Genomic DNA, 4,195 nt, shown 5'->3' with positions numbered 1-4,195 from the left:
GAAACCGAACGTTTCTATACTGGAGCTCTTTTAATGTGGAGTTATGTCACAACCCCTCTTTATTTAGTTTAAGCGGAAAAAGCTATGTGTTGTCACATTTTCCTATATTATTTGTTTCAAAATATCATTTTTAAATTTCATATAGTCAGAATTTATATCATCGGAATCAATATTGAAATAAGGATTATCTACAATTTTTAATTGCGAATCTTTATCAGGAGTCATAATTACGATCCTATTCCCCAATTTGATAGCTTCGTCAATATCATGAGTAATTATAAAAAATGTTAGGTTAAGAGATTTCCATAACCCTAAGATAACGTCATGAATATCATTACGCGTAAATTCATCCAACGCTCCAAACGACTCATCAAACATCACTAATTGAGGTTGATTAGCTAAAGCTCTGGCAATAGCAACTCTTTGACGCATTCCACCAGATAAGGAGAATACATATTCCTTTTTCTTATCAGTTAATTGAACTTGATCTAATAAAGTATTTACTCTTTTACTAATAAGTTCTTTATCAAAATGTCTCATCTTTAGTCCAAAACCTATGTTATCTTCAACATCAAGCCAAGGATACAAGGCATTATTTTGAAATACGACTCCTAATTTCCAGTTAGGACCAGTAACCGGTTCTCCATTTAATAAAACCTGTCCAGATGTAGGTTCCAAGTATCCAGCAATTGTATTTAACAATGTACTTTTACCACAACCTGATTTGCCGATCACTGTAACTATTTCACCACGATTAATATCCAAATTTAAGGAATTTAAAGTTGGTGTATCATCATTTTCATAAGTTAATGTTAAATCCTTAACCTCGATAATTTTTTCCATCTAATCATCCCCCAATTTGTCTACATATTTATCTGCTATAAAATCATTAATCTCTTTTTTACTTGGAGCATGGTCGATTGTTTGTTGCTGTGACATAAATTTACCAGTTATATATAATTGCTCTGGAAATGTATCACTAAGAAAATCAATATCAACCATCTGCCTAGCAGTAAGCCACTTAGATGTACCAATTTGTGATTTAGCTTCTGAATAACCTAGATCCATCTGTTTAGAAGCTGCTTTAATAGTAACTTTAGGATCCTTTTGTATTTGGAAATGAGCCTTGTTCAATTGCTTCAATAATCCAGAAACTAGTTTAGGATTATCTCGCTCAAATCCACCACGGACCAGTGTTACATTAGCTGTAATTCGATTTTGATCACGAAGATTCTCACTAGTTATCAAAAAATGACCGTTTTTTAACATCGGTGTTAAAGTTGGCTGCCAAGTATAAGCTGCTGATATATCCCCTCTATTCCAAGCGGCAACAATATCTTGAGTATCCATATCTAATAAGGAAACTTTATTAAGTAAATGATGCTTTTTCAAAGTCATCATTAAACTATAGTGTGAAGTTGAGGCAAATGGTGTTGCTATCCTTTGACCAGCCAAATCATCAAAATTTTTAATTCCACTACCATTTCGAACTACTAGACCCTCATTATTACCAAGGACATCGTTTACCCAGACCAATTTAGCATCTATCTTCGATGTTAGTGCTACAACGGCGTTAGTATCACCCATGGTTGCAAAGTCAATATCACCTGAAATCAGTGCCTTATTGGCATCAACTCCAGAATCAAAAATAGTGTATTTTACTTTTATATGTTCTTTATCAAAATAATCGCTTATATATTTTAATTGTCTAGACGCGGCCACGTCATTTGGAACTTGCAAAATTCCAATTCTAACCTCGGTTGTTTTTTTATCATTTGCACTATTAGTACACCCAGATAATAATAAAATAACTACCAAAGCGGTAAGGAGTTTAACTATCTTTTTCATTAGCGACCACTCCAAAAGACGATCTTTCTTTCAATATATTTAAGAATTTGATCTAAAACTACCCCTGTTATACCTAAAATAATGATTCCAACAAACATAACATCACTCTTTAAATATTTTGAGGCATTAATAATCATCCATCCAATTCCATAGGTTGCGGCGACCATTTCAGCGGCAACAACAGTTGTATAAGCCATACCCACTGCCGTTCTGATGCCTGTAAAAATATCAGGTAACGCCGAAGGAAAAATTACGTGAAAAAACACTTGCTTGGAGTTAGCGCCTAAAGATTCAGCACTCTTGATATAATCATCTTTAACACGATGAACCCCAGAGATACAAGCTAAATAAATTGGAGCAAAAGCAGCTAAGTATAACAAAACTACCTTAGATGTTTCACCAATACCAACCCATAAAATCAAAATAGTATAGTAGGCTAGTGGTGGGATAGGTCTAATAAATTGAATAATTGAATCAAATATAGAGTAAACTATTTTGACCCTACCACTGATTAATCCCAGTGGAATTGCCGTAATAATGGCTAAAATAACCGCACTTAATAGTCTTGCCATCGTTATCAAGAAGTGTTGCCAAAGAGGTATACCATTATATCCATATTCGCTCAGCTTAACAAAAGTTGAAACAACCTTTTCTGGACTTGGTAGTAAAATCTCCGGAACCATCCTAAATGATGTGGCTAGTTGCCAAGCAACGAATAGAATTAACCACGTTGCTACAGTTACTAACCAATAGTTCTTCTTACCTTTCGAATTCATACTTCCCTCCGTAGACCGAAAAAAATGTAGTTACTCCAAAAGGAGAACTACTTTTTTCATTTTATGAATTAATTTTGTAGTCCTAAGTAATCAATTAGAACTCACCTATTCAGTGTACACCATTACTTTTCATTGAAAAACCAGTTTAAGCAATATTTTGAAGTGCTTACATTATAGAAAACCTAGAATCATACAAAGGATACACATATACAATTATGTGATTGCACTATCTAGTCTTATTATCATTTAAATTATGAATTGATTAGTCTATATGATACATTTTGTTAAAGATATTTAGTATTTGAATTACAAATTACATCCCAAAATTATGGAGAAAATATCCTTAATGATAAATTATTTAAAATTCAGAATTAATAAACGGTCTATAATACTTTCACTTACCATTGGTTTACTATTATCCGGACTTCAAATAATTCAATCACTTATACCAATAATGAAATTTGGTAACCTCTTCTTGGAATCCCCATATACTAAATGGATATCAATTGATCCCTTTAATTTCTCACCAATTATTCTCTTTGTTCTATTACCTCTAATAGCAAGTATCCCTTCAGGAAACGTTTTGAAGGAAGATTTAGATTCCGGGATATTCATGCACATAAAAAACAAATTCAATCTGAATCAAATAATATTTGGATATGGTCTTTTTACTTTTATTAGTGGATTCATCTCAATATTTATTATCTTAACAACAAACTTTTTAACTTACTTTATGTTTTTACCCAATATAAAACCTGATTTTCTAATCAATGAAAATCTCTTAATAATTCGCGAAAATACTCTTTTAGTTGAACTATTTTATGAGCATCCCTTTGTTCATGGATTGTTGTCCATTCTACTAACATCTATATGGGGAGGATTATTTGCTATCTTAACATGTGCTTTTTCTATATGGATCAAGGGAAAGTTCTTATCACTATTCTCCACTATGATATTTCAAATCTTCATAATGCTATTAAATATGTTCCTAAAACTTCCCAATTTTGTTAGTTACGTACCATTCGATTTTTTAAGGGAAACATCCCCAAGTCCAACAAATATAAAGGTAGTATTTTGTGCCACTTTTATTACCCTATTTTTAAGTGTTACGTTACTGATAGTAGGAAGGAATAAAAAAATTGTTTGGTAAAATATTAAAACAACAAATTAGTCTTCTTTTCTACGACAATTCAGTTATTTTGTTCTCTTTTATTGCACTCCTTATTGGAATATCTCCATTTCAAGAACTGATTATTTTAAAAGAAACAAAAGATTGGTCGTCCCTATTACCTACAATTTTCAACCCATTTATATTATGTTTTGGATTGTTCTTAATTTCTCTTATAGCTAGTTTAAATAATGATAAATTCAGGCTAAACGATCTATTAATTACTAAAACAAGAATTAGTATCACAGAATCAATTGTAATAAGAACTATGTTGATTCATTTGATCATCTGGTCTATTTGGACGATTACTTCATTAATAACTATTATGTTTAGTGGTTTAGAATTTTTTGTAAAAGGCACCCGTAAAATGTAGGAAAACGGCAGGTTAGAACTGTTGGTTTTC

Annotated in this window: 3 protein-coding genes; all 3 read right to left on the bottom strand. The window is 31.8% G+C overall.

Annotated features, from left to right (window positions below; genetic code table 11):
* Positions 1 to 102: 102 nt before the first annotated feature.
* Genes FC72_RS10495 through FC72_RS10485 form a run of 3 tightly spaced genes read right to left on the bottom strand, consistent with a single transcriptional unit; the run spans position 103 to position 2,624 of the window.
* Complete coding sequence (locus tag FC72_RS10495; protein WP_057767475.1) at positions 103 to 843, bottom strand: ABC transporter ATP-binding protein; 741 nt, start codon at positions 841 to 843, stop codon at positions 103 to 105.
* On the bottom strand, positions 844 to 1,848 hold the full coding sequence (locus FC72_RS10490) for a taurine ABC transporter substrate-binding protein (RefSeq protein ID WP_057767473.1): 1,005 nt from the start codon (positions 1,846 to 1,848) through the stop codon (positions 844 to 846).
* Positions 1,848 to 2,624, bottom strand: coding sequence for an ABC transporter permease (locus tag FC72_RS10485; RefSeq protein WP_057767471.1), 777 nt, complete (start codon positions 2,622 to 2,624; stop codon positions 1,848 to 1,850). Before FC72_RS10485 ends, FC72_RS10490 begins: the two co-directional genes overlap by 1 nt.
* Between the last annotated feature and the right edge of the window lie 1,571 nt (positions 2,625 to 4,195).

The organism is Companilactobacillus tucceti DSM 20183, assembly GCF_001434665.1.
In the GTDB taxonomy this organism is placed as follows: Bacteria; Bacillota; Bacilli; order Lactobacillales; family Lactobacillaceae; genus Companilactobacillus; species Companilactobacillus tucceti.
This window is presented reverse-complemented; position numbering and strand designations above follow the sequence as displayed.